Annotated in this window: 24 protein-coding genes; 18 read left to right on the top strand and 6 right to left on the bottom strand. The window is 43.4% G+C overall.

Translation table 11 applies throughout. The features are described from left to right. Positions 1-109 precede the first annotated feature (109 nt). From ABIE26_RS21010 to ABIE26_RS20945, 14 genes are all read left to right on the top strand, one after another. Positions 110-658 (top strand): RNA polymerase sigma factor, encoded by a 549-nt coding sequence (locus ABIE26_RS21010; protein WP_310145472.1) that lies wholly within the window; start codon positions 110-112, stop codon positions 656-658. An 18-nt stretch (positions 659-676) separates the two neighbouring features. Next, positions 677-1,783 carry a FecR family protein gene (locus ABIE26_RS21005; protein WP_310145470.1) on the top strand — a complete coding sequence of 369 codons (1,107 nt, stop codon included), beginning with the start codon at positions 677-679 and terminating at the stop codon, positions 1,781-1,783. Between the two features lie 85 nt (positions 1,784-1,868). Beyond that, positions 1,869-5,315, top strand: coding sequence for a TonB-dependent receptor (locus tag ABIE26_RS21000; protein ID WP_310145465.1), 3,447 nt, complete (start codon positions 1,869-1,871; stop codon positions 5,313-5,315). A gap of 68 nt (positions 5,316-5,383) precedes the next feature. Further along, positions 5,384-6,898 carry a RagB/SusD family nutrient uptake outer membrane protein gene (locus ABIE26_RS20995; protein WP_310145464.1) on the top strand — a complete coding sequence of 505 codons (1,515 nt, stop codon included), beginning with the start codon at positions 5,384-5,386 and terminating at the stop codon, positions 6,896-6,898. Positions 6,899-6,912: 14 nt separating this feature from the next. Continuing rightward, positions 6,913-7,830 (top strand): DUF5017 domain-containing protein, encoded by a 918-nt coding sequence (locus tag ABIE26_RS20990; RefSeq protein WP_310145462.1) that lies wholly within the window; start codon positions 6,913-6,915, stop codon positions 7,828-7,830. Between the two features lie 28 nt (positions 7,831-7,858). After that, positions 7,859-9,580: a hypothetical protein gene (locus ABIE26_RS20985; RefSeq protein WP_310145460.1), complete on the top strand. Its 1,722-nt coding sequence runs from the start codon at positions 7,859-7,861 to the stop codon at positions 9,578-9,580. Positions 9,581-9,583: 3 nt separating this feature from the next. Further along, positions 9,584-10,858, top strand: a complete 1,275-nt coding sequence (locus tag ABIE26_RS20980) for a polysaccharide pyruvyl transferase family protein (protein WP_310145458.1) — start codon at positions 9,584-9,586, stop codon at positions 10,856-10,858. A gap of 20 nt (positions 10,859-10,878) precedes the next feature. Continuing rightward, positions 10,879-12,744 (top strand): FAD-dependent oxidoreductase, encoded by a 1,866-nt coding sequence (locus tag ABIE26_RS20975; RefSeq protein ID WP_310145456.1) that lies wholly within the window; start codon positions 10,879-10,881, stop codon positions 12,742-12,744. A 5-nt stretch (positions 12,745-12,749) separates the two neighbouring features. After that, positions 12,750-14,009: an MFS transporter gene (locus ABIE26_RS20970; protein ID WP_310145454.1), complete on the top strand. Its 1,260-nt coding sequence runs from the start codon at positions 12,750-12,752 to the stop codon at positions 14,007-14,009. A gap of 4 nt (positions 14,010-14,013) precedes the next feature. Then, positions 14,014-15,255, top strand: coding sequence for a glycoside hydrolase family 88 protein (locus ABIE26_RS20965; RefSeq protein WP_310145452.1), 1,242 nt, complete (start codon positions 14,014-14,016; stop codon positions 15,253-15,255). Positions 15,256-15,345: 90 nt separating this feature from the next. Next, entirely contained in the window at positions 15,346-15,630 is a 285-nt protein-coding gene (locus ABIE26_RS20960; protein ID WP_310145450.1) for a hypothetical protein, read from the top strand. A 22-nt stretch (positions 15,631-15,652) separates the two neighbouring features. Further along, on the top strand, positions 15,653-15,862 hold the full coding sequence (locus ABIE26_RS20955) for a hypothetical protein (RefSeq protein WP_310145448.1): 210 nt from the start codon (positions 15,653-15,655) through the stop codon (positions 15,860-15,862). A gap of 74 nt (positions 15,863-15,936) precedes the next feature. Beyond that, positions 15,937-16,446 carry a hypothetical protein gene (locus ABIE26_RS20950; protein ID WP_310145445.1) on the top strand — a complete coding sequence of 170 codons (510 nt, stop codon included), beginning with the start codon at positions 15,937-15,939 and terminating at the stop codon, positions 16,444-16,446. Further along, on the top strand, positions 16,443-16,877 hold the full coding sequence (locus ABIE26_RS20945) for a hypothetical protein (protein WP_310145443.1): 435 nt from the start codon (positions 16,443-16,445) through the stop codon (positions 16,875-16,877). Before ABIE26_RS20950 ends, ABIE26_RS20945 begins: the two co-directional genes overlap by 4 nt. A gap of 29 nt (positions 16,878-16,906) precedes the next feature. Here the strand turns inward: ABIE26_RS20945 and ABIE26_RS20940 are convergent, their stop codons facing one another. The 5 genes from ABIE26_RS20940 to ABIE26_RS20920 are packed head-to-tail and all read right to left on the bottom strand — an operon-like array spanning position 16,907 to position 20,189. Then, positions 16,907-17,857, bottom strand: coding sequence for a hypothetical protein (locus ABIE26_RS20940; protein WP_310145441.1), 951 nt, complete (start codon positions 17,855-17,857; stop codon positions 16,907-16,909). After that, the gene (locus tag ABIE26_RS20935; protein WP_310145440.1) at positions 17,823-18,155 is read right to left on the bottom strand and encodes a hypothetical protein; all 333 of its coding nucleotides are present in this window, start codon (positions 18,153-18,155) and stop codon (positions 17,823-17,825) included. The genes ABIE26_RS20940 and ABIE26_RS20935 overlap by 35 nt, the downstream gene beginning before the upstream one ends. A 48-nt stretch (positions 18,156-18,203) precedes the next feature. Beyond that, complete coding sequence (locus ABIE26_RS20930) at positions 18,204-18,959, bottom strand: hypothetical protein (protein WP_310145438.1); 756 nt, start codon at positions 18,957-18,959, stop codon at positions 18,204-18,206. A 14-nt stretch (positions 18,960-18,973) separates the two neighbouring features. Continuing rightward, positions 18,974-19,216, bottom strand: a complete 243-nt coding sequence (locus ABIE26_RS20925; protein WP_310145437.1) for a hypothetical protein — start codon at positions 19,214-19,216, stop codon at positions 18,974-18,976. A gap of 13 nt (positions 19,217-19,229) precedes the next feature. Then, on the bottom strand, positions 19,230-20,189 hold the full coding sequence (locus ABIE26_RS20920) for a hypothetical protein (RefSeq protein WP_310145435.1): 960 nt from the start codon (positions 20,187-20,189) through the stop codon (positions 19,230-19,232). A gap of 272 nt (positions 20,190-20,461) precedes the next feature. Here ABIE26_RS20920 and ABIE26_RS20915 point away from each other — a divergent pair, with 272 nt between their 5' ends. Further along, positions 20,462-21,454, top strand: coding sequence for an SDR family NAD(P)-dependent oxidoreductase (locus ABIE26_RS20915; protein ID WP_310145434.1), 993 nt, complete (start codon positions 20,462-20,464; stop codon positions 21,452-21,454). Continuing rightward, positions 21,442-22,251 carry an AraC family transcriptional regulator gene (locus ABIE26_RS20910; protein WP_310145433.1) on the top strand — a complete coding sequence of 270 codons (810 nt, stop codon included), beginning with the start codon at positions 21,442-21,444 and terminating at the stop codon, positions 22,249-22,251. The genes ABIE26_RS20915 and ABIE26_RS20910 overlap by 13 nt, the downstream gene beginning before the upstream one ends. Positions 22,252-22,311: 60 nt before the next feature. Here the strand turns inward: ABIE26_RS20910 and ABIE26_RS20905 are convergent, their stop codons facing one another. After that, complete coding sequence (locus ABIE26_RS20905; RefSeq protein ID WP_310145431.1) at positions 22,312-22,776, bottom strand: NUDIX domain-containing protein; 465 nt, start codon at positions 22,774-22,776, stop codon at positions 22,312-22,314. A 71-nt stretch (positions 22,777-22,847) separates the two neighbouring features. Here ABIE26_RS20905 and ABIE26_RS20900 point away from each other — a divergent pair, with 71 nt between their 5' ends. Both ABIE26_RS20900 and ABIE26_RS20895 read left to right on the top strand, forming a co-directional pair. Further along, complete coding sequence (locus ABIE26_RS20900; RefSeq protein ID WP_310145429.1) at positions 22,848-23,426, top strand: RNA polymerase sigma factor; 579 nt, start codon at positions 22,848-22,850, stop codon at positions 23,424-23,426. Between the two features lie 143 nt (positions 23,427-23,569). Next, positions 23,570-24,697, top strand: a complete 1,128-nt coding sequence (locus ABIE26_RS20895; protein ID WP_310145427.1) for a FecR family protein — start codon at positions 23,570-23,572, stop codon at positions 24,695-24,697. Positions 24,698-24,876: the final 179 nt, after the last annotated feature.

Here is a 24,876-nt window from a genome sequence, read left to right as displayed (position 1 = left end):
AATGTATCCATGTTAATTTCCTTTTTAATTTCAGGCTTCCTGAAATTAAAAAGGAAATTTTTATAAATTTAAGCTGTAACCAAATATAAAATTAGTGTAGTCCCGCTTCATGAACCAAAAAGTTGATTCAGAACTTTTGCTAAGACTTAAAGAAGGCGACATCAATGCTTATGATGCTATTTTTTTGAAGTATTTTAAGCTTTTGTGCCTGAATGCGTATTTTTTTTTAAAGGACGAGCAGGAGGCTAAAGATCTGGTGCAGGTATTTTTCATGGAGATATGGGAAAAGAAATTATACATGAAGCTGGAGGGGGAGATCAGGGGATACCTGTACCGGTCCGTTCAGAACAGGTGCCTGAATAAGTTGCGTCAATTGGAGTCTGTACAGCAGAAGAGCGAGTTATACACTGTTTTTAATGCTGGTGAAAGTGTAGAAGAACCTTTGCCTGAAACGATATTCCAATCCCTGGACGAGGCTTTAGGACAACTCCCCGCACAACGCAGAGAGGCCATTCAGATCGTTTATCTGCACAATAAAAAATACCAGGAAGCTGCCGATGTAATGGGCATCAGCATCAATTCAGTCAAGACGCATCTTAAGATCGGGCTGAAGAATCTGCGTGAGTACATTAATAAAAACAAAAACCGATTAACCTGATTTCAAGCTATTTTATATATGGTTCCTAAAGATCAAGACATAAGGCAGTATTATATGGAGCGGCTGGCGGGTATGCTGTCAGATGCCGATGAACAGCTGTTGCAAAGCAGGTTAAGAAATGATCCTGCGGCTAAATTGTTGTGGGAATCGCTTGAGGAGCAAAACAGGCATTTGGAAACCGAAGCTTTTCTGGAAAGACTTGATCCGGAAGCAGAATTGAAAGGTGTTAAAATTAAGATGAATAATGTGCCGGCAAAGCGACTGCCGTATTGGAGAAATATCGCTGCGGCTATGTTTGTGCTGCTCATCTTTGGTCTTTTAGCTTCCAGGTATTTTTCGGATTCTGAACACTTGCCTCCGACAGCTTCAGTGCCGGTATCAAAAAAAGAAAAGGAGGTAGCCCTGGTATTGGGTGATGGCAGAAGCATGCCCATTGTTGGGAAAAAGGAAAGCTCGACCACTGAACTTGAAAAAGAAACCAGTCATCCTGCGCTTACCGAACTCAATACTTTATTGGTGCCGGCCGGAAAAGACCATAGAATTGTGCTTTCTGACGGGACAAAGGTATGGCTGAATTCGGATTCTGAACTGCGTTTTCCGTTTTTATTCGGGGGTGATACAAGGGAGGTTTATTTGCAGGGAGAGGGATATTTTGAGGTTGTAAAAGACAGGGATAAACCTTTTATCGTCCATACCGAAAATACCGCTATTCGTGTGTTGGGAACAAAATTTAATGTAAATACCTATGGGCTTATTGAACAAACCTCATTGGTCGAAGGTCGGGTTGCCTTGACGGCTACTGATGGTAGCTTGCTGAAACTGGAGCCCGGCTACCAATCCAGTTATGATCCTGCAAGTGGGCTTGTCAAGCGCACTTTTCAAGGCGATAATGTGCTCAGTTGGATGAAAGGTGTTTATTATTTTCACAATATGCCTCTGGCTGAGATCAAAGATGTCATGGAACGCTGGTTTGATGTCAAGGTCATTTTAGATCGCCCGGGATTGGGAACTTACGCTGTTTCTGGCTTGCTTGAAAAAGAACGTTTAAATGAGTTTTTAGATGACTTGAAGACGACCTCGCAAATCAGTCATTCCTTTTCGGGAAATGTGCTTCATTTGAAATAGAGGTATATTTTTCATTTTTATTAAATTTTATTCACCCGTTATCCCAAAAAGGGTGTAGTTATACCAAACCAAATAAAAATCTTTCATGACGATTCAGATTCTTACCTGGGCCGGGACAACCAGGTCATTAAAACTTATGCTGTTGTTTTTGATGCTGATGGCGCGCAACACTTATGCCCAAAGCCAACAGGGGGACCAACAGCGGATAAGCATAGCTGGAACAAACATTACTTTAGCCGAAGCATTTGAACAGATAAAAAGAGCAACCGGGCTTACCGTTTTTTACGGCAATCAACTCCTGGATGATAAGGAAAAAGTTACTTTGAATTTTAAAGGGGCCAAATTATCAGAAGTATTGGATTTCCTGTTGAAAGACAAGAATATTGGGTATCAGGTCAGGCGGAACAGTGTGATCGTTCTGGAAAAAAAAAATCCCTCAGGCGCAGCACAGGTAACTGAAATGCAGCAGACGCTGAGCGGAACAGTAACTGATATAAAGGGAAAACCTGTTCCGGGAGTCAGCGTGAAAATTCAAGGCAGCACGACTGGTACAACCAGCAACGAGCTCGGCAAGTATAACCTTAAACACCTCGCAAAAGAAGATGTGCTGTTGTTTTCTGCTATTGGTTTCGCCAGCCAGCAGATTACTATTGGTTCCCGGAAAGTCATCGATGTCATTTTACGTGAAACCGCGACGGATCTGGACCAGGTGGTGGTCATCGGTTATGGGACTTCCAGGAAAGGAGACCTGACCGGATCGGTAGGGCAGGTCAATATAGCCGATCTGAATAAAGCACCGGTTGCTTCATTTTCTGAAGCGCTGGCAGGCCGTGTGGCTGGTGTCCAGGTATCAGCCAGCGATGGTCAGCCCGGTGCCGCACAGGAAATCATCATCCGCGGTGTTGGGTCGCTGACCCAGAGTACAGCTCCCTTATATGTGATTGATGGTTTTCCGGTAGAGGACTTTGACGCCAGGTCATTAAATAATGAGGACATTGCTTCTTTAAATATCCTCAAAGATGCATCTGCCACGGCCATATATGGCGCGCGGGCTGCAAATGGGGTAGTCATCATTGAGACAAAAAAAGGAAAAGCAGGCAAGCCTGTGGTCACGATAAACAGCTCCTATGGATTCCAGCAGGTGGGTAAGGAACTGCCTGTTATGGAACCCTATGACTATGTAAAATACCAGCTGGAAATTAATACCGTCCATGCTACAGAAAGGTATCTGAAAGATGGGCGTACCCTTGAATCCTATAGAAACACAAAGGGCATTAACTGGCATGACCAGGTTTTTAAACAGAGTCCTTATTTCATTCAGAATCTGGCCATAAGGGGTGGAAATGAATTGACTAAATATTCGGTTTCGGGTTCCCTATATGATCAGCATGGGATCATCCTTAATACAGGTTCTAAGCGGTACCAGGGACGTTTTTCTTTGGATCAGAGTCTTAGCAAAAAGATAAAAACCGGTATCAGTGTAAATTACAGCAACAGTTCATCTTATGGAGTACCGGTACTGGCGTTGAACGGAGGGAATTCTTCTTCTTTCTTTTTCTCTAATGTATGGGGGTACCGGCCGCTTAGTGGTGATCCAAACCTGAACCTTATCGACGAGGACGTCGATCCGGATATCATCGATGCCAATTATACACGGGTAAATCCGATTGTTACAGCCGAAAATTTCGACCGCACCAATACCAGTTTAGATTTGCTTGCCAATGCTTATCTGAATTATGCCATCAGCAATAATCTGACTTTAAAAGTTACTGGTACGGCCAACAGCAGAAAGCGACAGTTTGAGGCATTTTACAATTCTAAAACCCCACAGGGATCCCCGTTGAATCCTTTAAATGTAAGGGGAATAAACGGAGAGGTCAGGTATACCGATCTATACAACTGGTCTAACGAAAATACACTTTCTTACCAGAAAACCTTTAATAATACACACAAAATCAATATTCTCGGCGGTTTCTCACTCCAGGGAAGCCGCACCAGAATCCAAGGCGTTTCTGTACAGAACCTTCCCAATGAAAAGCTGCGGTTTTCCGGTTTTGATGAAGGAACACCTTATTACAGTATGGCTTCCGATTCTGAATTTACTTTATCTTCATTTTACAGCAGGTTCAGTTATAGCCTGAAATCAAAGTATATGCTTGATTTTACCATTAGGGCAGATGGCTCATCCAAATTTGCACCCGGCCACCGATGGGGTTATTTTCCATCTGCGGCTGTGGCCTGGAACATGAAGGAAGAACTTTTTCTAAAGAATTTTAAAGCGGTCTCCAGCTCGAAGATCAGAGCCAGCATCGGAAATACCGGGAATAACCGTGTCAATGATTTTGCCTACCTGGGGACCTTACAGATGCCCATTATTGATTCCTATTCTTTCAACAATGCCATGCCCACCAAAGGACTTGTTCCTACCAGTTTGGGCAACAGGAATTTGAAATGGGAAGTCACCCAGCAGATAGATCTGGGTTACGATCTGGGTTTGTTTCAGGACCGACTGGCTTTTACGGCAGATGTGTACCGAAAAACGACAAGTGATTTGTTGTTATATGCTGACCTGCCTTACACGACCGGATTTAGCCAGGAGTATAAAAATATCGGAAAGATCAGAAATGAAGGACTGGAGTTAAGCCTAAGCACTGTAAACATCAAAAACGATGTATTTTCCTGGAAAAGCAGTTTCAACATTAGCTTTAACCGCAATAAAATCCTGGCGCTGACCAGAGGACAGGAGAATCTTTTCTCCTTCGTCCAGCTGGAAAGCCAGTATAACAATTCATCCTTATACCTGGCTAAAGTGGGCCAGCCTGCTGCTATGTTTTACGGGTATATTTTTGATGGGGTGTATCAGTATGCCGATTTCGATAGCCCCGAACCTGGTAAATATAAATTAAAACTCAATGTGCCCACAAACGGCAACAGCAGAGAAACCATACAGCCGGGTGATATTAAATACAGGGACCTGAATAATGATGGGGCAACTGACGATTATGATCAGACGATTATCGGACGTGGTTTTGCTAAACATACCGGAGGTTTTTCAAACAACCTGACGTATCAGAATTTTGATCTGAACGTGCTTTTTCAATGGTCTTATGGGAATGATATCTATAACGCTAACCGTTTGCTGTTTGAAGGAAATGGGCTCATTAGGCTGGAGACCAATCAGTTTGCAAGTTACCTGAACCGCTGGTCGCCGGAAAACCAGACCAATGCCAATTACAGGTCAGGTGGTCAGGGCCCCTTAGGCCGCTTTTCCTCCAGAGTGATTGAGGATGGTTCTTACCTGCGTTTGAAAACACTTTCCCTGGGATACAATCTGCCGGAGAAAATGCTCAGGCCGCTTTACCTTTCCGGATTACGAATCAATGTATCTGCGCAGAATCTACTCACCTGGACTAATTATTCAGGTATGGACCCTGAGGTATCCGCCAGGAATTCCAATTTAACTCCTGGTTTTGACTTTTCCGCTTATCCGCAGGCCAAAACCTTTGTATTGGGTATTAACGCCACATTTTAACCGCATAGCCTCAAATGAATATGAAAAAGATCTATTACTTTTTAACTCTCCTTCTTTTATGTACCAATATGTCTTGCAAGAAATTTTTGGATGTGGAGCCAAAGGACTTTCTTCCACCGTCTTACTACTACCAGACCGAGGAGCAATTGCTGTACTCGCTGGCCGGGGTCTATGATCCGCTGGGCTCGCTCGATTTATATGGCAGACATTATATTTCAAGGGTGGGGATAGAAGCGGATGAGGGTTTTTACAATACCAGTGCTGTGGTGTCGGGTCCGCAGGTCTATAATTTTACTTCTTCGGACACCTATGTTTCAGGTTTTTGGAGAGAGTTGTATATGGGCATAAACAGGGCAAATACGCTGCTGGCCAATGTAGACAATAACCTGAAAGTAAATGAAGCGATCAGGTTACAGATCAGGGGCGAAGCTTTGTTTCTAAGAGGGTATTACTATTTTTTGCTGGCCCAGAATTTTGGTGCTGTGCCCCTGGTACTCCAGCCAGCAAGTTCTCCGGATGATACCGATATTGCCAGATCACCCCTAAAGGAAGTTTACGAACAGGTACTTTCAGACATGAAGAGCGCGGAAGCTTTAGTGGCCCCTATTAAAACTTTTGGATTTGGTGGTCGGGTCAATAAATCTGCAGTCAGGGGCGTTTTGTCCAGGGTTTGTCTATACATGGCAGGTTACCCTTTAAAAGATCTTTCGAAGTATCAGGAAGCAAGTGCCTGGGCAAAAAAAGTCATCGATGACGGGGAGGCCGGACATATGCTAAACCCTGATTATACACAGATCTTTATCAATTATGCTCAGGATAAATACGACATTAAGGAGAGTATCTTCGAAGTCGAATTTTGGGGGAATGGAGCAGATGGCTTTAGTGAAACAGGTTCCGTTGGCGCCTGGATCGGGATTTACTCCAGTAATAATGACATCATTGGGAATGCCTTTGGCTTTTTAAATGCGACAGCAAAACTGTACCGTTCTTTTGAGGCAAGTGATGTGCGAAGGGACTGCGTTGTGGCTACTTATATTTATAGCGCCACAGGAACCAAGACTTATTATACTTCAACTACAGAAGCTTCTTTGTACACCCGAAGAGTTGGTAAATATCGCAGGGAATGGGAACTGGTTTTCCCAAAATCAAACAATGCCACACCTACTAATTTCCCGCTCCTGCGGTTTGCTGATGTACTGTTGATGTACGCTGAAGCAGAAAACGAGGTCCATAATGGCCCTACAACTGCTGCTGTTGATGCACTGAACCTGGTCAGAGCAAGGGCACATGCCTCCTTATTTACCGGAGCCAATAGCCTGACCAATAAAACAGATTTCTTTAATGCGCTGGTCGATGAGCGGTCAAGGGAATTGTGCTTTGAAGCACTTAGAAAGCCGGACCTGATCCGTTGGGGTTTGTTTATCCCGACCATGAAAGGTACAGAGACAAAAATGGCCAAGGATATACCAGGCAGTTTTTATGCCCTTGCCTATAAAAATGTGGCTGAAAAGCATTTGCTATATCCTATTCCCTCAAGAGAGCTGAGTTTAAATCCTGCACTTAACCAAAATCCCAACTGGTAACCTCATACAAGAACATGAAATCTTTATATATCCTATTGCTATTTGCGCTCACATTCAGTTCCTGTAAGGACGAATTGGCCGTTAATCCTCCTGATCTAAGTATTGCTACTGAGAAGAATGCCTATAAGGTGGGGGAAGAAGTGAAGTTCAAAATTGAAGGAGATGCCCAGCTGATTAGCTTTTATTCCGGTGAGCCCCTGCATGATTATACTTTCAGGGAAGGCAGAATTGTACAGCCCGGAAAACTGAGGCTTTCTTTTCAGAGCAGTGTTGAATTTGGGACACAACAGGGACAGTTTTCAGTCCTGGTGTCTACAGATTTTAATGGTGGCAGTTCTTTTTCAGACATTCAGCTGGCAAACTGGACAGATATAACCAGCAGATTTACGCTGGCCACAACCGCGGTATTTACTTATTCCAGGGAGATCGACATCACGGATCTTGCTGCAAATGCGCAAACCATTTTTATCGCCTTCAGGTATAAGGTAAAGGACCAGGGCGTTTACGGGATCGGAAGGACCTGGCGGGTAGAGAATTTCTTGCTGAACTCGGAAAGTAGTGTCGGATTGCAAAAGAAAGGAGATATTCCCACTTCAGGCTTCCGGCTTTTTGATAAGCAAGCAAATATTGCTCCTTCAAGGTCAACACTTAGCAATTCCAGGATCTCGCTGGTTGCACATTCAGTCACAGATGCCAACCGTAATCTTGAAACCGAGAACTGGGCCATCAGTAAAGGCTTCAGCATCGGGACACAAGATTACGGGCCAGACAGGCCTGTGCCAATCAAGGGTATTGCAGACAGCAAGATCAGTACGTACAAATATGTGTATACCAAAGAAGGGATATACAAAGCTGTCTTTATCGGTTATAATGCCAACATTTCCGGGAGTGCCGAACTGAAAAAGGAATTGACAGTAACCATCAACCCATAATCCAATCATTCATCAAATCACTCAGATTATGAAATCCATAGTATATCTTCCATTTTTAATCGTGCTTGTGCTGTCTGTTCTAATCAACATTTCTTGCAAAGAGATCGGGATACAAGCATTAAAAAGTGAAACCATCCAGTTCAAAGAATTGGCTAACATGCTGTCTGGGCCGTTGTTTACGCAGAATTTTGATTCTTCGGCAACGGTTTCTGACTACGTAAGTACACTTCCCGGGACAGACCAGTTTAATTCCATTGGTACCACCGGGCCGGGCACTGCAGTTTCCATCAACAATGGTAAGCTCAGGTTTGACCGGACGGCAAGTGCCAATTACGGTTATTTCTCCAGGACAACGGACTTTGCTCCCCTGCCTTCAGTCGTGCAGGTCAGTTTAGAGATCAGTACCTCGTTCAATGCTGTCGCCAATGAGAATACTTCTGCTGTCTTACAGCTGGGAGCGGGGTTTGTGGAAGGCGTTAATACCCTGACAGGTACACCACGAGAAAACAATGCGCTTGTCCATTCCAGGTTGGGTATATTTATGGGGGCTGTTCCCGGACAATTTTACCTCAGGTCAAATCCTGATAACACTGTTAATTCCGCTGCTTTTGCGGGTAGTCAAAAAATAACCTGGGTAATTAACAATTCAGATGTGTTGATCCGTTATACCACACCTGCCGGGTCCCAGGATCTGCTGTCGCCTGATAAATGGGATTTGTGGGTAGGAACGACAAAAGTGTATGATGAAAAAGCGGCGCTTACTCCGGGCCAGTCTTTGAGTGATCTGAAGTTCGCCTATACGACCAGCTCAGGCATTATCGATTTAGATGATGTTGTGGTCAGCGATCTTTCAGATCTGGCAATGACGCCTGTTAATCCGCTGCTTATTTTCAATTCTGGTTTCGAGGGCACTTGTGCCATCTCTGCTTTAGCTGCTCAGACTGACCAGATCAATGGTATTGACAACCAGCTGAGCGCCCCGAACAATTGGCAAACGGACCTTGCTCCGGTTTTTAATAATTTCTTTTTCAGCTATGAGGGTGGTGATACGACCATGCGGTATGCAAGGATTGTTCCTGATCCGGTGAACCCGGGGAATAAAGTATTAAAACTCTGGCTGGCCGAGGCTAATGCCTTAAATTTTAGCAAGGGCCGGGTACAGGCCAATGCGAACAATGGTAACGGGGTCAGAGAGCTTTATCAGTCGGTGAGGATGTACCTGAGCAGTGATTTTAGTGCCATTAAAAACTGGAATCAGACACTCACCTGGCTTACCATATTTGAGTTCTGGAACAACAATACCTGGAGCACCAATCCGGATCCTTTCAGGATCAAGGTGGACATTGTTAAACCAAATGCAACAGTCGGTAGCAAACTTAATTTCAGGATAACCGGGCAGACCTATGATCCTGGAACAGATCTGTTTACGGATATATGGAAGCAAACCAATACGACACTCGATGTGCCTGTAGGTCAATGGGTCACTATTGATTATTATTTTAAGGAAGGTGATGCGGTAAATGGGAGATTTTATCTTGCAGTGACCCCTGATGGAGGAACCAAGCAGGTAATTCTGGATGTGAACAACTGTACACACGCACCGGGCGCATTAAATCCGGATGGCCTGAAAGACCTGAATCCGATGAAACTATATACCTCCAAAACCCTGATCGATTATATGATCAGTCAGGGAAAGGTTCTCCAGATCTATTGGGATAATTTTTCGCTATGGAAGGATAAAAGGCCGTAATCTATGATACCTCAAAGACGAAATTTTATCAAACAGGCTACTGCTATAACTGCTCTGGCATTTTTAGCGCCGGTGATGGAAGTGCTTTCGGCTGAACCCGCGAGGAAGAAGCACAAGGTGCTTTTACGGTCAGCCTGGCAGACCATCAACATAGGAGATATCGGACATACTTTTGGTGTGCTGAAGTTATTTGAACGATACCTGCCCCAGGTGGAGGTCATCCTGTGGCCCAATACCCTGGACAGGGGTGTAGATGTGCTGTTGCAGGAAAGCTTTCCCAAACTGACCATCATCAAGGACCTTAAGTTCAGAGGGGGGATGTCTGAAGAACTGCAAAATGCGTTCAGCGAATGTACCCTGATGCTGCACAATTCAGGACCATATGTTGCAGGTTATGCGAACCTGCAGGCATGGTGGGACCAGACCAAAAAGCCGTTTGGCGTTTATGGGGTTTCTCTGGATGAGGTCAGCACAGAATTAAAAGAACTGATCAATCATGCTTCCTTTTTTTATTGCCGGGATACGGAGTCCCTTAGATATCTTAAGTCCATGAGCTTAAAGTGTCCGGTTCAGGAGTTTGCGCCCGACGCAACATTTGCGATCGATGTGCAAAATGATCTGAAGGCCGATCAATATTTGCATCATACGGGAATGAAAAAAGCTGAATTTATTTGCGTGATTCCACGCCTGCGTTACACGCCCAACTGGAAACTCAAAGGCAAAGTGCCTACTGATGAAGACAAATGGAGAGACGAGGTTTCGCAGTTGTTTAAAGAGAAAGATGCGCTCAAGTTCCGCCAGGTAATCATTTCCTGGGTAAAGGAGACCGGACTTAAGGTTTTACTATGCCCGGAAGTGACCTACCAGGTGGAATTCTCAAAAGAAACGCTTTTTGATCCGCTTCCCGATGAGATCAAGGCTAACGTGGTCTGGCGGGATAGCTTTTGGCTGCCTGATGAAGCGGCTTCAGTTTATGCCAGATCTTTAGCGCTGGTCAGCGCAGAACCACATTCTCCCATTATGGCCATAGCCGATGGAATACCGGCAATACATGTCAAGCAACCCAGTGATACCAAGAAGGGGCAGATGTGGAGGGACATTGGCCTTCAGGATTGGTATTTTCTGATAGATGAAACTCCGGCTGCGGAAATCACAGCTGCCCTTCTGGAAATCTACCATCACTATCCGGTAGCACTGGCTAAAGTGGAAAAAGCAAAAATGTTTCTGGAAAAGGTCCAGCAGGATAATTTCAAGGTGATCAAAAGATGTCTTTCCTGAATCTTATTAAATGATGTTATATGTTTAAGTATTATATTTTAATGGTTGTTTGTGTAATAACCGCAACGCATACTTATGCCCAATACGATCTTGTTATTGTAGGTGGCAATCCGGGAGGTATCATGGCTGCTATTGCGGCGGCCCGGTCGGGAAAAACTGCTGTTATCCTGGAAAGAACGGCTCATATAGGCGGGCTGCCTGCAAATGGTTTGGGTGCAACTGATATTGCGACCAGAGGAGCGACAACCGGGCTTTTTATGGAATTTTTGACCCGTGTAAAATCACACTATGTTAAAAAATTCGGTAAAGCATCAATGCAGGTGAAAATGTGTAGTGACGGTTACCATTTTGAGCCTGCTGTGGCGGAACTGGTTTTTGAGCAAATGCTGCAGGAACATGGCGATCGGATCAAAGTATTAAAAATGCGGCAATTCGATGCCGAGCCTCAGCACGTCAGCATTACAGATGGGCTTATTAAGCGTATCCAGGTTACAAATAGACAGACTGGTGCTTTGGAAACCTATGCTGGCGCTGTATTTATTGATGCGACCTATGAAGGCGATCTGGGCGCTGCTGCAGGTGTTCCGTTCAGGGTAGGCCGGGAAGCAAAAAAGGAATTTAACGAGCCTGGAGCCGGCCGGATTTATAAATACTGGGGCGGCCCGGAGGAGGCAGGTAGTACCGGGCAGGGAGACAACGCGGTACAGGCTTACAATTATCGCGTATGTCTGACCAGCGAACCTGGTAAACAGGTTGCTATAGAGAAACCTGAGCGCTATAACCGTAATGAATATTTGTCACTGATCGGTGATGTCTTAACAGGTAGAAATACCGGTGTTGAAATGGAAAAGGTAACGGGGCAGATGCTGGAAGATAACCGAAATATAATTTTAAAAGGAGGTAGATCTGATATTCCGGGAGATAAATGGGGACTGGCAAAGCTGGTGAATACGGTGATGCTGCCCAATAACAAGACCGACGCGAACAATCAGCACCAGGCATTTATCTCTACAGATCTGCCGGAGGAAAACTGGCCATGGCCAACCTCTGGTTGGGACTGGAGGGATGCCTTTGCTCAGCGGCTGAAAAACTATACCCTTGGGCTTTTTTATTTTGCGCAGCACGATGCAGAACTCCCTGAATCGTTTAGAAAAGAGGTGCTGAAATGGGGACTGGCGAAAGATGAATATACGGACAACCGCAATTTTCCAAGACAGGTGTACGTCAGGGAAGGAAGGCGTTTTGAAGGTCTTTATTTTTTTACCGCAAAGGATGCCCTTCCTGTAGCACCGGGAAAACGTCCGCCCTTACACACCGGCAGCATTACTTCCAGTCATTATGCGCTAGACTCTCATGGGGTAAGGAAAAGGGAACCGGGTAAGGTTCATCTCGATGGTTTTTTGAGTTATGATACTGAGGTGTATACGGTTCCTTATGGTGTTATTGTGCCTAAAGTGATTAGAAACCTGTTGCTTCCTGTGCCGGTGTCAGGTAGCCACATCGGTTTTTCAACCCTGAGAATGGAGCCCTGCTGGATGGCCATGGGGCAGGCTTCCGGAGTTGCGGCGGCTCTGGCTATTGAGCAGAAAATTGCTGTTCAGGATGTTCCTCTTGGTGCCCTGCAGGACAGGCTATTGGAGCAGGGGCAAACCTTAATTTATTACCAGGATGTTCCTGTTTCCAGTCCTGATTTTAAAATGGTGCAGTCTATGGGATTGAAGGGGTTTTTGCCAGGCTGGAAAGCTGACCTTTCCCTTGCGCTGGATCAGCAGACAGCAAGTTCATGGGCGCAATTGTCCGGACTGAAACTGGAAACCATTCAGGGTAAATCCAGGGGCGATATGCTGCGCTTTTTATACCATGGCATGAAAAAAGGAAATCAATAAATCATATGAATCATTTAAGCGTGTTAAACCAGGTACCAAAGAAAACCAATACCTATGCTGTTTATGCAGCAGTAATTGTGGCCGCTCTGGGCTATTTTGTCGATATCTATGATCTTTTGCTTTTTAGTATTGTCAGGGTGCCCAGTTTGAAGTCTATCGGACTTAGCGGAAAAGCCCTGACCGATAGCGGAATTTTTTTACTGAATGTCCAAATGGTGGGGATGTTGCTCGGTGGAATCTTTTGGGGGATCTTAGGGGATAAGAAAGGAAGACTTTCTGTTTTATTCGGTTCTATATTTTTATATTCTATAGCCAATATTGCCAATGGGTTTGTGCATTCTGTTGAAAGTTATGCGCTCTGGCGGTTTATTGCGGGTTTTGGTCTGGCTGGTGAACTGGGCGCAGGAATTACCCTGGTTGCGGAACTGATGCCTAAGGGGAAAAGAGGCCAGGCAACGACCATTGTGGCTTCGGTAGGTGTAAGTGGTGCTGTTGCGGCCTATTACATTGCCCAGTATTTTACCTGGCAGGTCTCTTATTTTATTGGGGGCGGGCTTGGTCTTTCCCTGCTGTTGCTGAGGATAGGGGTGTCTGAATCCGGGATGTTCTATAAAGTCAGTCAGCAAGAAACTTCCAGGGGAAATTTTCTTTTGCTGTTCAGTAATTGGCGCATCTTTTTGAAGTATCTCCGGTGCATTATTATCGGAGTTCCTTTGTGGTTTGTCGTTGGGATTTTAATTACGCTTTCTCCTGAATTTGGTAAGGTGCTGAAGGTGCAGGGAGTGGTAGATGCGGGATCAGCTGTTGCCTGTTGTTATGGGGGGCTGGTGTTTGGAGACATCGCCAGCGGCATCTTAAGTCAGCTACTGAAAAGCAGGATTAAAGTGGTATTTGTCTTTTTATGTCTTTCTACGATTGGGATAACTTGTTACTTTTTTATAGAAAACGCGTCCCTTCAAACTTTTTATCTGATTTGTGTCTTTCTGGGTTTTTCAGTCGGTTACTGGGTCATTTTTATGACCATAGCTACCGAGCAGTTCGGTACCAATATCCGCGCTACGGTAACTACAACAGTACCTAATTTTGTAAGGGCAGCTGTTGTTCCTTTGAGCTTGTTGTTTCAGTTCCTGTATACCTTGTTGGATGATTCATTGATTTATGCAGGGGCTGTAGTGGGTTTGTTATGCCTTTCGATTGCTTTTTGGTCATTGATTAAAATGAAAGAATCTTTTTCGACTGATCTGGATTTCATTGAAGAACGATAGCGGCATGAATAAATTAAAAAGGAGATCGGATATGTTGTCTAAACGGAATGTCATTATTCCATTAATCGCCTTGGCCAGTTTAATGTGCTGCTTTCAGCTTGCCAGAGATCTGGTTGATGTTGAAAAGAATCTTGATTATTGTGTAACACAGGCGGGTAAAACGTTGGCTCAGATCAACCGGGACAGTGTTTTTCCCCGGGATATTGAAAAGGATGGTAAGCGTTGGAACTTTGTTCGTAAAGAAGAGTGGACAAGCGGGTTTTGGCCAGGTATTTTATGGTACTTGTATGAATATACGGGGGATGCGAAATGGAAAATTCAGGCGGACAGGTTTACGGGTTACCTGAATCCGCTCACGCGGAGGCCTGCGGTGGATCATGATCTTGGTTTCCAGGTTTTCTGCAGTTTTGGTAATGGTTATCGGCTAAGTCATGATCCGGGGTATAAAAAAGCAATTTTGAGATCGGCGGATACCCTGGCTACTTTATTTAATCCGAAGGTGGGTACGATTTTATCCTGGCCATTTATGATTAAAAAAGAGAAATGGCCTCACAACACGATCGCTGATAATATGATGAATCTGGAGTTGTTGTTTTGGGCAAGTAAAAATGGGGGAAGTAAATCTCTGTATGACATTGCTGTCAAACATGCAGAAACCACGATGAAAAATCATTTCAGGGCTGATTATTCTGCTTACCATGTGGTGCTGTATGATGCGGCATCTGGGAAAAAGATCAGGGGCATTACCTATCAGGGTTATTCGGATGAGTCCATGTGGGCCCGTGGGCAGGCCTGGACCATTTACGGCTATACAGTGACCTACCGGGAGACCAGGGACAGCCGGTTCCTGGATTTTGCGCAAAAGCTGGCAGATGTATATATTAAGCGTTTACCTGCTGATTTAATCCCGTTTTGGGATTTTGATGACCCAGAACATGGGTTAAAAGATGCGTCAGCTGCAGCCATCACCGCTTCGGCGCTTATTGAACTGTCTACATTTGTACCTGACCGGACTAAAGCCGCTCAATATTTTAAGCTGGCTGGTCAAATGATATCGGAGCTGTCATCCCGCCATTACCAAAGCAGGGATAGCAATTCGGCCTTTCTTTTACATACGACAGGGAACAAACCTGCAAATAGTGGCCTGGATTGTTCCATTACCTATGCAGATTATTATTACCTGGAATCTCTGATCAGACTGAAAAGACTGGCGGTTAATCAAACGATCTATGATTATTTAAGGTAAGGAGAGTGAAATAATAGATGAAAGGTATCCCGCTTCAATGGAAATGCAGGAAGCAGATCATGGCATAATTTTAGCAAACAAATTGAGCATATGTCTGAACTAACCAAAATCATTCTCGGGCTCGCTATTTTATTAAGTATCGTGTATAGTCTGTTGATCTGGTCTTCCCTTAGTGGAGGAAAAGACATTACTATTTACCAGGTAAGTATTGCAATAAACATCCTGATTGCGCTCTGGTTCTGGTACGTAGCTACCCGAAGGACAGGAGACCCGCAGGATGGAATGGGCTTAGGGCCGATCATGCTGATTTGCGGCACGATCACGATCCTTATTCCACTGATCTGCGTGATTGTTTATTTCATCAGAAGATTTTAAATTTAATTTCATTCCAAACCACATGACACGAACCGAACTAATTGAACTGGCTGAAAAGATACAGAATGCTTCAGGGGCAACTAAAGCAGAGAATGACCAGATGCTGGAAGTATTTTTAGCAAATGTGCCAGATCCCAATGCCAGTAATTATTTTTTTGAACTGGAGTACGATGAGCTGAGTCCGGAAGAAATTGTTGACAAGGCATTATCTTATAAACCTTTTCAATTGTGATCCATAACGATTAAAACAAACCACAATGAAATTAAAATCTTCCTGAAATGTATTCGTATTTAAATTTAAGCCTTATGCAATTAAGAAACGAACTGGAACCTGATCTGAAAACAGCTGAGCAGCGCTACCCGAAAGTTTTGGAAGCGATTTTAGCCTATACCAACTTTTGTGATGAGCATGGCGATGAGGAACTGACAGAGTACAAAAAGCTGGAGGATAAATTACACTCGCTTACGGGGAAAGATATGTCGCGGTTTAACCTGGGCGAATGGTGGGAAGAAGAGGGGGCAGAACCCCTTGCGTTTAAAATAAGTTTACCTGATCCGGTTTTTAACGGAGACATAACCAGGGAAGAACTGAGGGAGATTGTTAAGCGCTTAAAAACCTTTGGTGAACCGGTTGAGGGTGATGACAGTTTCTCTGATCAGTTTGGTCTTTACCTCGATGGCTATTATCATTCACTACTATCATTTAATTTTAAGGGTTACGATCCTAAACTTTTCCAACGCAATAAAGATAAAAACGGAAAATACTTTGAGTATTCTGCGGATGAAATTGTGGCAAGAATAATGACTATCCTATGAAAATTTTTGAAGACATAAAATTAAAAGACGGCTGCATGGTTGGCTATTTTACGCTGCCGGACTTCGTTAAAGTTGTGGCCGAATTCGATCTGGACAAGGAGGACGTTCCCGAGGAGTCGGATTTTAGGGAGCTGATCTCAAATGCAACGGCCTGGGCGAGCGGTCTAAGCGCCGATAGATTAGCGGCACTTAAAAATGAAATCGCGACTGAACTGACCGATGCTGCTTTTCAACAATCAGATTATCGGCCTACAGCAGGTGATTATTCAGATCTCCAACATTCCTTAGTCGTCGTAGGCTTATACTTTTATCCCGAAGATGTGGTAGTGATGGTATGTGAAGCAAAACAAGAGTATCCGGATATGCAGATAAATTGCCAGCTTGACGAATCCTACCGGCTGGAGGATATTAGCGTTGAGAAAATAAGCTGAGCTGAACTGTGGGTGATGCGTGGATGAGTTTAAAGGCTAAAATCTGTCTTCCATCCGCTCTTCAAAGCCAGTTGTTCAAATTGCTCCTGATCGGGATCTTTTTTAAAGTTAAGGACTACTCGCTTTAGTTTTTTTAGTTTTTCAAGTTTGGCCACTTCGCCAACCGGAATACTATCGAATTCGTTTATGGCCAGACTTTCCAGGTTTTCAAATGCCAGGACTTGCTCGATGCCTTTGAAGTTTGGTGTATGGAGAAAGATCAAAGAGTTGATGTTCTCCGGGTTTGCCAGTTTTGGCAGCTGGTTGAGTTTCTGGGTGTAGCCAATGGATAGCTGCGTTAATTTTTTGAGGCTGGAAAGGAAGTCAAAGGATTCCAGACCTTTTGCATAACTGATGCTGAAGCTGCTTAAGTTAGGGAATGCCGCGGTAATCAGTTCCGGGTTTTTCAGGGTATTGGTAACGGTTAGTTCAGAAATTCTGTCGTTAGGCATTATTGCTGCTACATCCAGGGTGGATACTTTCAGCTGAGCGAGCTGAGTCAGCTGATTGATGATTTTGTATTGCTTTTTATCAGCAAGTCCGAATTCAAGTTCCAAAACCTTTAGCGCTTTAGATTCCAGTAAAGGATCGAGATCGATCTTCTTGTTATAATTCCCGCTAAGCCGAAAGTGTTCCAGGTTGTAGATGCCGCGCAGTGGTTCCAGGTTTTCCAGGGGCTGGGATCCAAAGCACAATACGTTTAAATTCCTGATGTTATTCAGCTGGCTGATGAGCTGGAGACCAGTAAAATGGTCTTTCTTTTCAGGTTCTCCAGGGTCAGTCACTACAACCAGGTTTATTTGGGTGTTTGTGTTTAGCAACTGGTTGAGGATATCCAGTTTCTCGTTGCTTAAGTAGCCTTCGATAGAAACCGAGCTAACCTGTGCGGGATCGATATTTGCAAGTTCATCGATGGATGCAGAATTTATTTTTATGACCATTTTTTTTGTTATTGTAGCGATTTGTATTCTTTTTTTTAAACAGTGCATAGCAGATCAGTAATATCAGTGTAACCAGCAATGCAAATCCGACATTCCTTAGAAACTCATCGGTACGAAATGATACAGCTTCTCCCATTTGGCCGGTATTCAGATTCATTCCATGATTTTTGGAATAAAAAGTTTCGGGGAAGCCCAGCCTGATATCGTCAATATCTTTATCGTATGAGGCCAGTGTAATAAGAGCAAAGATCAGCGGGGCCAACCACAGGAAAGTAAGAATTATTTTTTTTCGTTTCATATCGAATTGCTATAACGGTACATGAATGGTTAACGCTCGTAACAGGCATCAATATTCAATTTTTCTGTTTACAACCTGTTCGAGCAGATTGTCTTTAAATGAATTGGTTCGGAAGGTTTCCCGTTTGATCCAGTTTCCTTTCGCATCATAAATGTACTTGTAGACGGTTTCTCCATGACTTTTCTCTGCTTCGCTGTAATGCTCCCGAATGATATCCCCCTTGTCATTATAGCTGAACTGGTAGGTATAACCTGCTTCTGTATATTTAACAAGCTGCTTTTTAGGATTGTAAAGAGCTTTTACTTTTCGGGGAACCGGTGCATCTGCGCCTGGCCTGGGATCGGTAGACTGCATAACTTCGTTGTAATGGTTTCCGTTTTTATCAATTTGGTAGCTGTAAAGAAATTTCTCATTGAATTGCCAGCCTTTTCCATCAAGGTTGTCATCGTAAATTGTTTTGCTTTTGATGATGTTGTTATTCCCATAAGTATAGACAACCTTTAGCCTGTAATTGGGTTTGTATTTGTCAGAAATTTCCGTAATTGTCTTTGCATAGTTGGTCACACTGATGGCATATACCTGTTTTTTATCCGGAGCATTTACGGCCGCAGGGGTCTGATATTCAGTAACCTGGTCCTGCAGCTTTCGGAACGGGGTTTTAACCCCATATAGTTTCTTCCATGCCGGCTCATGACTATACAGAAAATTGCTTTCTGTTAAGGCTGGCTGCTCTTGGGCACAATTGTATAAACTGGCCAGAACCAGGGAAAAGGTGATGTAAAACTTTTGTCGCGCTAACTTCATTATCTTTTCATTATTTATTTAAAATAGTTTTTGTGTGCCCCGAACGGTAAATTTTTTTGCAGGCATTCGGCATATGCTTTCATCAATTTCGCTTCCCGGTTTTTCCAGCCCCATTTAAAGTCAAAGAACAGGTTTGCAGGAATGCCTATGATGAGGGCCAGCAGAAAAACTAGCCTTTGTTTCCCGGCCTTAAGCCTGAAGCAGATCCAGGTCACAATCCCGGTAAATACTAAGAGGAGGAAAAAAATATTGAACATAGGTCGTGTTAAATTAGCGAATAATTTTTAAAGGAGCGCCTGCTTTCGGCCGGTAAAGATATAAGGCATAGTAAATGTAGTCTTCATTTGTTTCTGCCTCTATTACGGGGAAATCACGGTCTTCTCCCTGATGTTGCAGTAAGGCGACAACTTTGCCATTGCCGAAATACCTCAGGTCGTATTGAACGCTTATTTTGATTTTCTGAATTTCATCGGCTTCCTTTTGTATTTTTTCCCAGCCATCATCATAACTCTTAGGTTCGCCCGAACGAAAGAAGAAGGATTGTGTAACTTCTTTTTCCCGGTTATAGATCATAGAAGCAATGCGCTCGATATCCTTATAGCGATAAGCCCTGGCGAACTGTTGGTTGATAGACAGGGCTTCCTTGATCAGATCAGTTTTTTGTTCCTTACTGAGATCAATGCCGTTTTTCCAACCTTCTGATTGGTAAGGTACCTGAGCATTAAATGAGGTTTTATATTCGATTGCATTTTCTCCGCCTTTTATGGGCACTTTTAGCGCTGCAACCTGAGTGAAGCTGTCCCAGTCGGTTTTTCCATATTCACCGTGTACGATTCTAGCGCTGAATGCAGCTTCTTGCCTTAATTTGTCTTCCAGCTTGCCATCCTGGATCGCTTTGGGATAAATTTTTATTTTTATTTCCTGTGGCCCGCTTTGCAGGATGTATTGAGGAATGTCTGCATGCTGTTCTCCGGCGGAGTTGCCGGTGGTAAAGGAGAAGTTGGCGAGCATATCGTTTATATAGATCTCATAGGTACAGAATTGAGCGGTAAACCTTACCTGGTAGGTGGGATTGTACTTGAATGTTTTGATTTCTTTTGAAATGCTGTTGTATTGTTCCCTGGAGATCTGCTGTATTTGCCCCCCGGTATCTTTGCCCTGCTTATCCTGGCCAGAGCTTGTTAAAAAGGCCAGCATAGAGAAAAGTAAGAGTGATAATTTTTTGTTCATGGTACCTTTCTTTTTTGATTAAACGTTGTTTTTGTACTGAAAGTGTTGGCTGTCAATTTTTGGTGATGCTGATCGGCAAACAACCTGTTCACACGCATGCGCATCAGTTACGGAGGTTTTGAAGTGAATAACCGGTAGCTCTAGAAGATGGAAAACAGTATTTAAAAAGCTTGTTATTTCTATCTGGTCTTTTAAACAAAGTGAATTCGGCCTTTTAAACAAAGTAAGGTAAAATCATGCGCCCTAATTTTGTATCCATAAAAAGAAATAAAATGATACAGAACAACAACCAGGGAGCATTGCAAAGTCCGATAGGATCGGGGTTTAATGCCAAATCAACCGCTGCCGAAGTAATTAAAGGTATTGACCTTAACGGTAAAATTGCTATTGTAACCGGAGGTAATACCGGCATCGGATTGGAAACTACCCGCATTTTAGCCGGGGCAGGCGCAACGGTTATCGTACCTGCGCGGGATATGGAGAAAGCAAAGAAAAACCTGCAGGGGATTGCGGGTGTGGAGCTCGCGGAAATGGATCTGATGTTGCCGGCATCAATTGATGCATTTGCAGAAGGGTTTCTTGCATCAGGAAGATCATTGGATCTGCTGATCAACAATGCGGGTATTATGTGGGTGCCGCTACGCAGAGACAGCCGTGGTATAGAGTCACAATTGGCTACCAACTATTTAGCGCAGTTCCAGCTTACTGCTAAATTGTGGCCCGCCCTTAAAAAAGCAAATGGTGCCAGGGTAGTCAATGTGTCTTCACAGGGGCATCAATTTGCTCCTTTTGATTTTGATGATCCTAATTTTCTGCACAGGGAATACGAAACATTACAAGCTTACGGGCAATCTAAAACGGCTGTCAACCTCTTTTCAATGGAGTTGGACAATCGCGGCGGGTCAGCTCAGGTAAGCGCATATTCGGTACATCCCGGTTCTATTGGTGGTACCGAATTGGGAAGAGAGGCGCCGTTGGAGTTGTTTCAGAAAATGGGTTTCGTAGATGCAACGGGTAATATGCTGCCCGAAGTAGCTGCTTCATTAAAAACAATTCCGCAAGGTGCTGCTACAACAGCTTGGTGTGCAACCAGCCCCTTATTAAACAATATTGGCGGGGTGTATTGTGAAGATGCAGATATTGCTAAATTAGCACCTGAATCAGCTGCTTCGAATGGGGTAAAGCTATATTCCCTGGACGAAGGCAATGCAAAGCGGTTGTGGGAACTAAGTGAAAAATTAACAGGTATAAAATGGAATATTTAGCAAAGTATATAACTGAAGATATCAAGCTTTCCTGTTATGAGGATAAATTTTTCAAGTCGGATATCATGTTTGATCAGCATATGCTGGTATGGTTCCTTTCCGGTGAAACCAGGATTGTGCAGGCGGATGCGACCTATGTTTTTGGGAAGGGTGATATCTTTTTAATTCCCAGGAATCAGCTGGCTACCATTATCAACTATCCTAAAGATGGGCATCCGCATAAAACGGTAGTGATGCACCTGTCGACAGAAAGGCTCAGGGATTTTTATGCAGGCAAAAATATAAATCCCGGTCACTTTACATCCCGGAAAATCTATAGTTTCAGCAACCATCCCTTGCTGGAAAGTTGCCTGGCCTCTCTTATTCCGTATTTTGAAATGAAAGCTATACCCGAAGATATTGCTGCCCTTAAGATTATGGAAGCAATCAGTATCCTCAGGACACTGGATAAGGAGATTGATGATGTGCTTGCCAATTTTGAAGAACCCGGGAAGATTAACCTGAGCGATTACATGGAAAAGAATTTTATGTTTAATCTGCCGATAGAGAAGTTTGGTTACCTTACCGGGAGAAGCCTTACGACTTTTAAACGGGATTTTAAGAAAGCCTTTGCTATGACACCGCAACGCTGGCTAACGCAAAAACGACTGGAACTGGCCCATTACCAGCTTACACAAAAGAAAAAAAGACCGCTGGAGGTCTGCTACGAAGTAGGCTTTGAAAACCTGTCTCATTTTTCGTTTGCTTTCAAAAAACAATTTGGCTATGCGCCTAGTGAACTGTTAACGCGGCAATAGCATTCCTGACCGGCGTGTTTTATTGCCTGGGATGTAAGTTTCCGGCAATTTCCTGACATTTTAAATGTTTCTTTTTACAAGGTTGTTGAATTGTACCAAAAGATCCTGCTGTTTTTCATTGATTAGTTTTTTCGCTTCTTCAAAATGGTACCAGCCGGCATGGTCTATTTCGGAAAAATTTTGTTTTCTTCCCGATTTTGGAGGCCATTCCAATTCAAAGGTATTGCTGTGGATTTTGACTGGATCTAAGTCTCCTTCAACCGCCCAGCAATTTACCTGTTTGCCGCCTTTTTGTACAATCGGATTAAGCGGAATGAAATGCCCTGACGGGCGATAACCAGTTTCTTCTGCAAATTCCCTGATCGCAGTGTTCAGAGGCTCCTCGTTTGCATTTGGTTCTCCTTTGGGAATGGTCCAGGTACCATCATTTTTATTGACGAAGAAAGGACCGCCTGGATGAACCAGGAAAAACTCCGGCTCGCCAGCTTTCCATCGGTATAACAGGATGCCATAACTCTGTTTCATGTAGCTATAAACAAAACAGGGTGGCATTGAGTTTTTTTAATTATTTCGTAAATTTATCGGAATAGAAAATAATGTTAGATTATAGTAAGCACAGCGATTCAGAATTGGCAGGACTATGCCGGGCAGGCGACGATGCTGCGTTTAAAGAAATCTATATCCGGTACGATAAACTCCTTTATATTTTTGCTCTAAAAAAACTGGAGGACGAAAATGAGGCGATGGATGTTGTACAGGACGTATTTGTATGGATACTGAGTAACAGGGAAAAATTTGCACTGAAAACTACCCTTTCAGGTTATTTATACAAATCTGTTCTGAATAGAATCTTCGATATTTTTCGTCGTCAAAATACGATCCGGAAATACATTACCAAAGGTGACCATTTTGTTGAGGTCGACAGCTATGAAACGGATTATCTGATTCGTGAAAATGATATCAGAACAATGATCGATAAAGAAATTGCGACAATGCCACCCCGCATGCGTGAAGTTTATGAATTAAAACATAAAGAAAACGCTGATGCAGCTGAAATTGCCAAAAGATTGGATATTTCCGAACACACGGTAAATGTGCATTTACAACGTGGCCTCAAGCACCTGAAAGAAAGGCTGGGTTTGGTGGTGTACGTACTTTTTATACTTAATCCCTAATTTAAATAAAATTAAAATTGTTGTAATTCAGGTGATTGCATGATTTTTCAATGTATTTGAAATTATTTCTTCATTTGGAGTAATTTTTAAAGGGAGGTTCTACGCCTTAGTATCAGTTAAAGAGAACTATAGCCGCTACTGATATGGCAAAGAAAAATATAAAGGATATTCTAGAGAAAGTTGATGGGGACAACCACAGTCCTGAGGAAGAACTTGCTGCAAAGCTTTGGCTTTTTCAGCTTAACCAAAACAAAGAACTTGACCTCTCTGATAAAAAGCTGGATACGATAAGCAATAAAATGTGGTCAGCAATCAATAAAGGCAAGGAAAATCAACCAACCAGGCTACGAACAGATCAGCTATGGATTCGTATTGCAGGTATGGCGGCAGCGATTGTTTTTGTCCTGCTTGGGGTTTACTTCTTTTACGAGAATAATGAAAAGGATACGAGCCTATTGGTGCAGGATGTCGGTCCCGGAAAAATTGGCGCTACCCTTACACTTGCCAATGGTAAAAAGATCAGATTATCGGGTGTGGTAAAGGGCGAACTGGCTAAAGAAGCAGGTGTAACCATCCACAAAACTGCTGATGGGCAATTGGTTTATGAAGTCAGCGGTTCGGTTAGTATGGCCAACAAGATAAACACTTTATCTACTGCCAAAGGCGAAACCTACCAGGTGCGTTTGCCCGATGGCTCATTGGTCTATTTAAATGCCGCTTCGAGTCTCACGTATGCTACTTCCTTAATTGAAAATGGCAAAAGAATAGTCAAGCTTCAGGGCGAAGGCTATTTTGAAATTGCCAAAGATAAAAAACATCCTTTTATTGTAAAGACGAATCAACAGGAAGTCGAAGTTTTAGGGACACATTTTAATGTCAATTGTTATTCAAATGAACCGGAGACAAGGACTACTCTGGTTGAAGGAAGTGTAAAGGTCTCGAACGGGAATTCTGCGCGACTGCTCAAACCAGATCAACAGTCAATATCAAATGGCAATACCATTAATGTTAAAAATGTAAATGCCGAAGACGAAATATCGTGGAAGGATGGGGTTTTTCTTTTCCAGGACGAAACGCTGGCAAGTATCATGAGGAGAATTGCCAGATGGTACGACGTAGATGTTACGTTTGCAGATGGTGTAGACAAGAACCAGTTATTTGGCGGAGGGGTATCGCGTTACAGCAACGTATCCGTTGTGCTGGAAATGCTGGAATCAACAAAAAGTATTCATTTTAAAATAGAGGGAAGGAGGATACTGGTTATGAAGTAATTTGACCCAGCTCAAAGCAATAATCAGATCCCGGTTATAGCCGGAACCTGATTAAACGTTTTGATTTATCATCCTGTAAGGATTTATGTAATTGTATAACGTGTTTGCCAGCTAATTTTCGACGATCATCAGGCGCACACAAATCAACCAAAACAAACAAATTTATGAAATTTATTCAT

The sequence above is a fragment of the Pedobacter africanus genome, from assembly GCF_040548825.1.
GTDB classification, from domain to species: domain Bacteria; phylum Bacteroidota; class Bacteroidia; order Sphingobacteriales; family Sphingobacteriaceae; genus Pedobacter; species Pedobacter africanus_A.
This window is presented reverse-complemented; position numbering and strand designations above follow the sequence as displayed.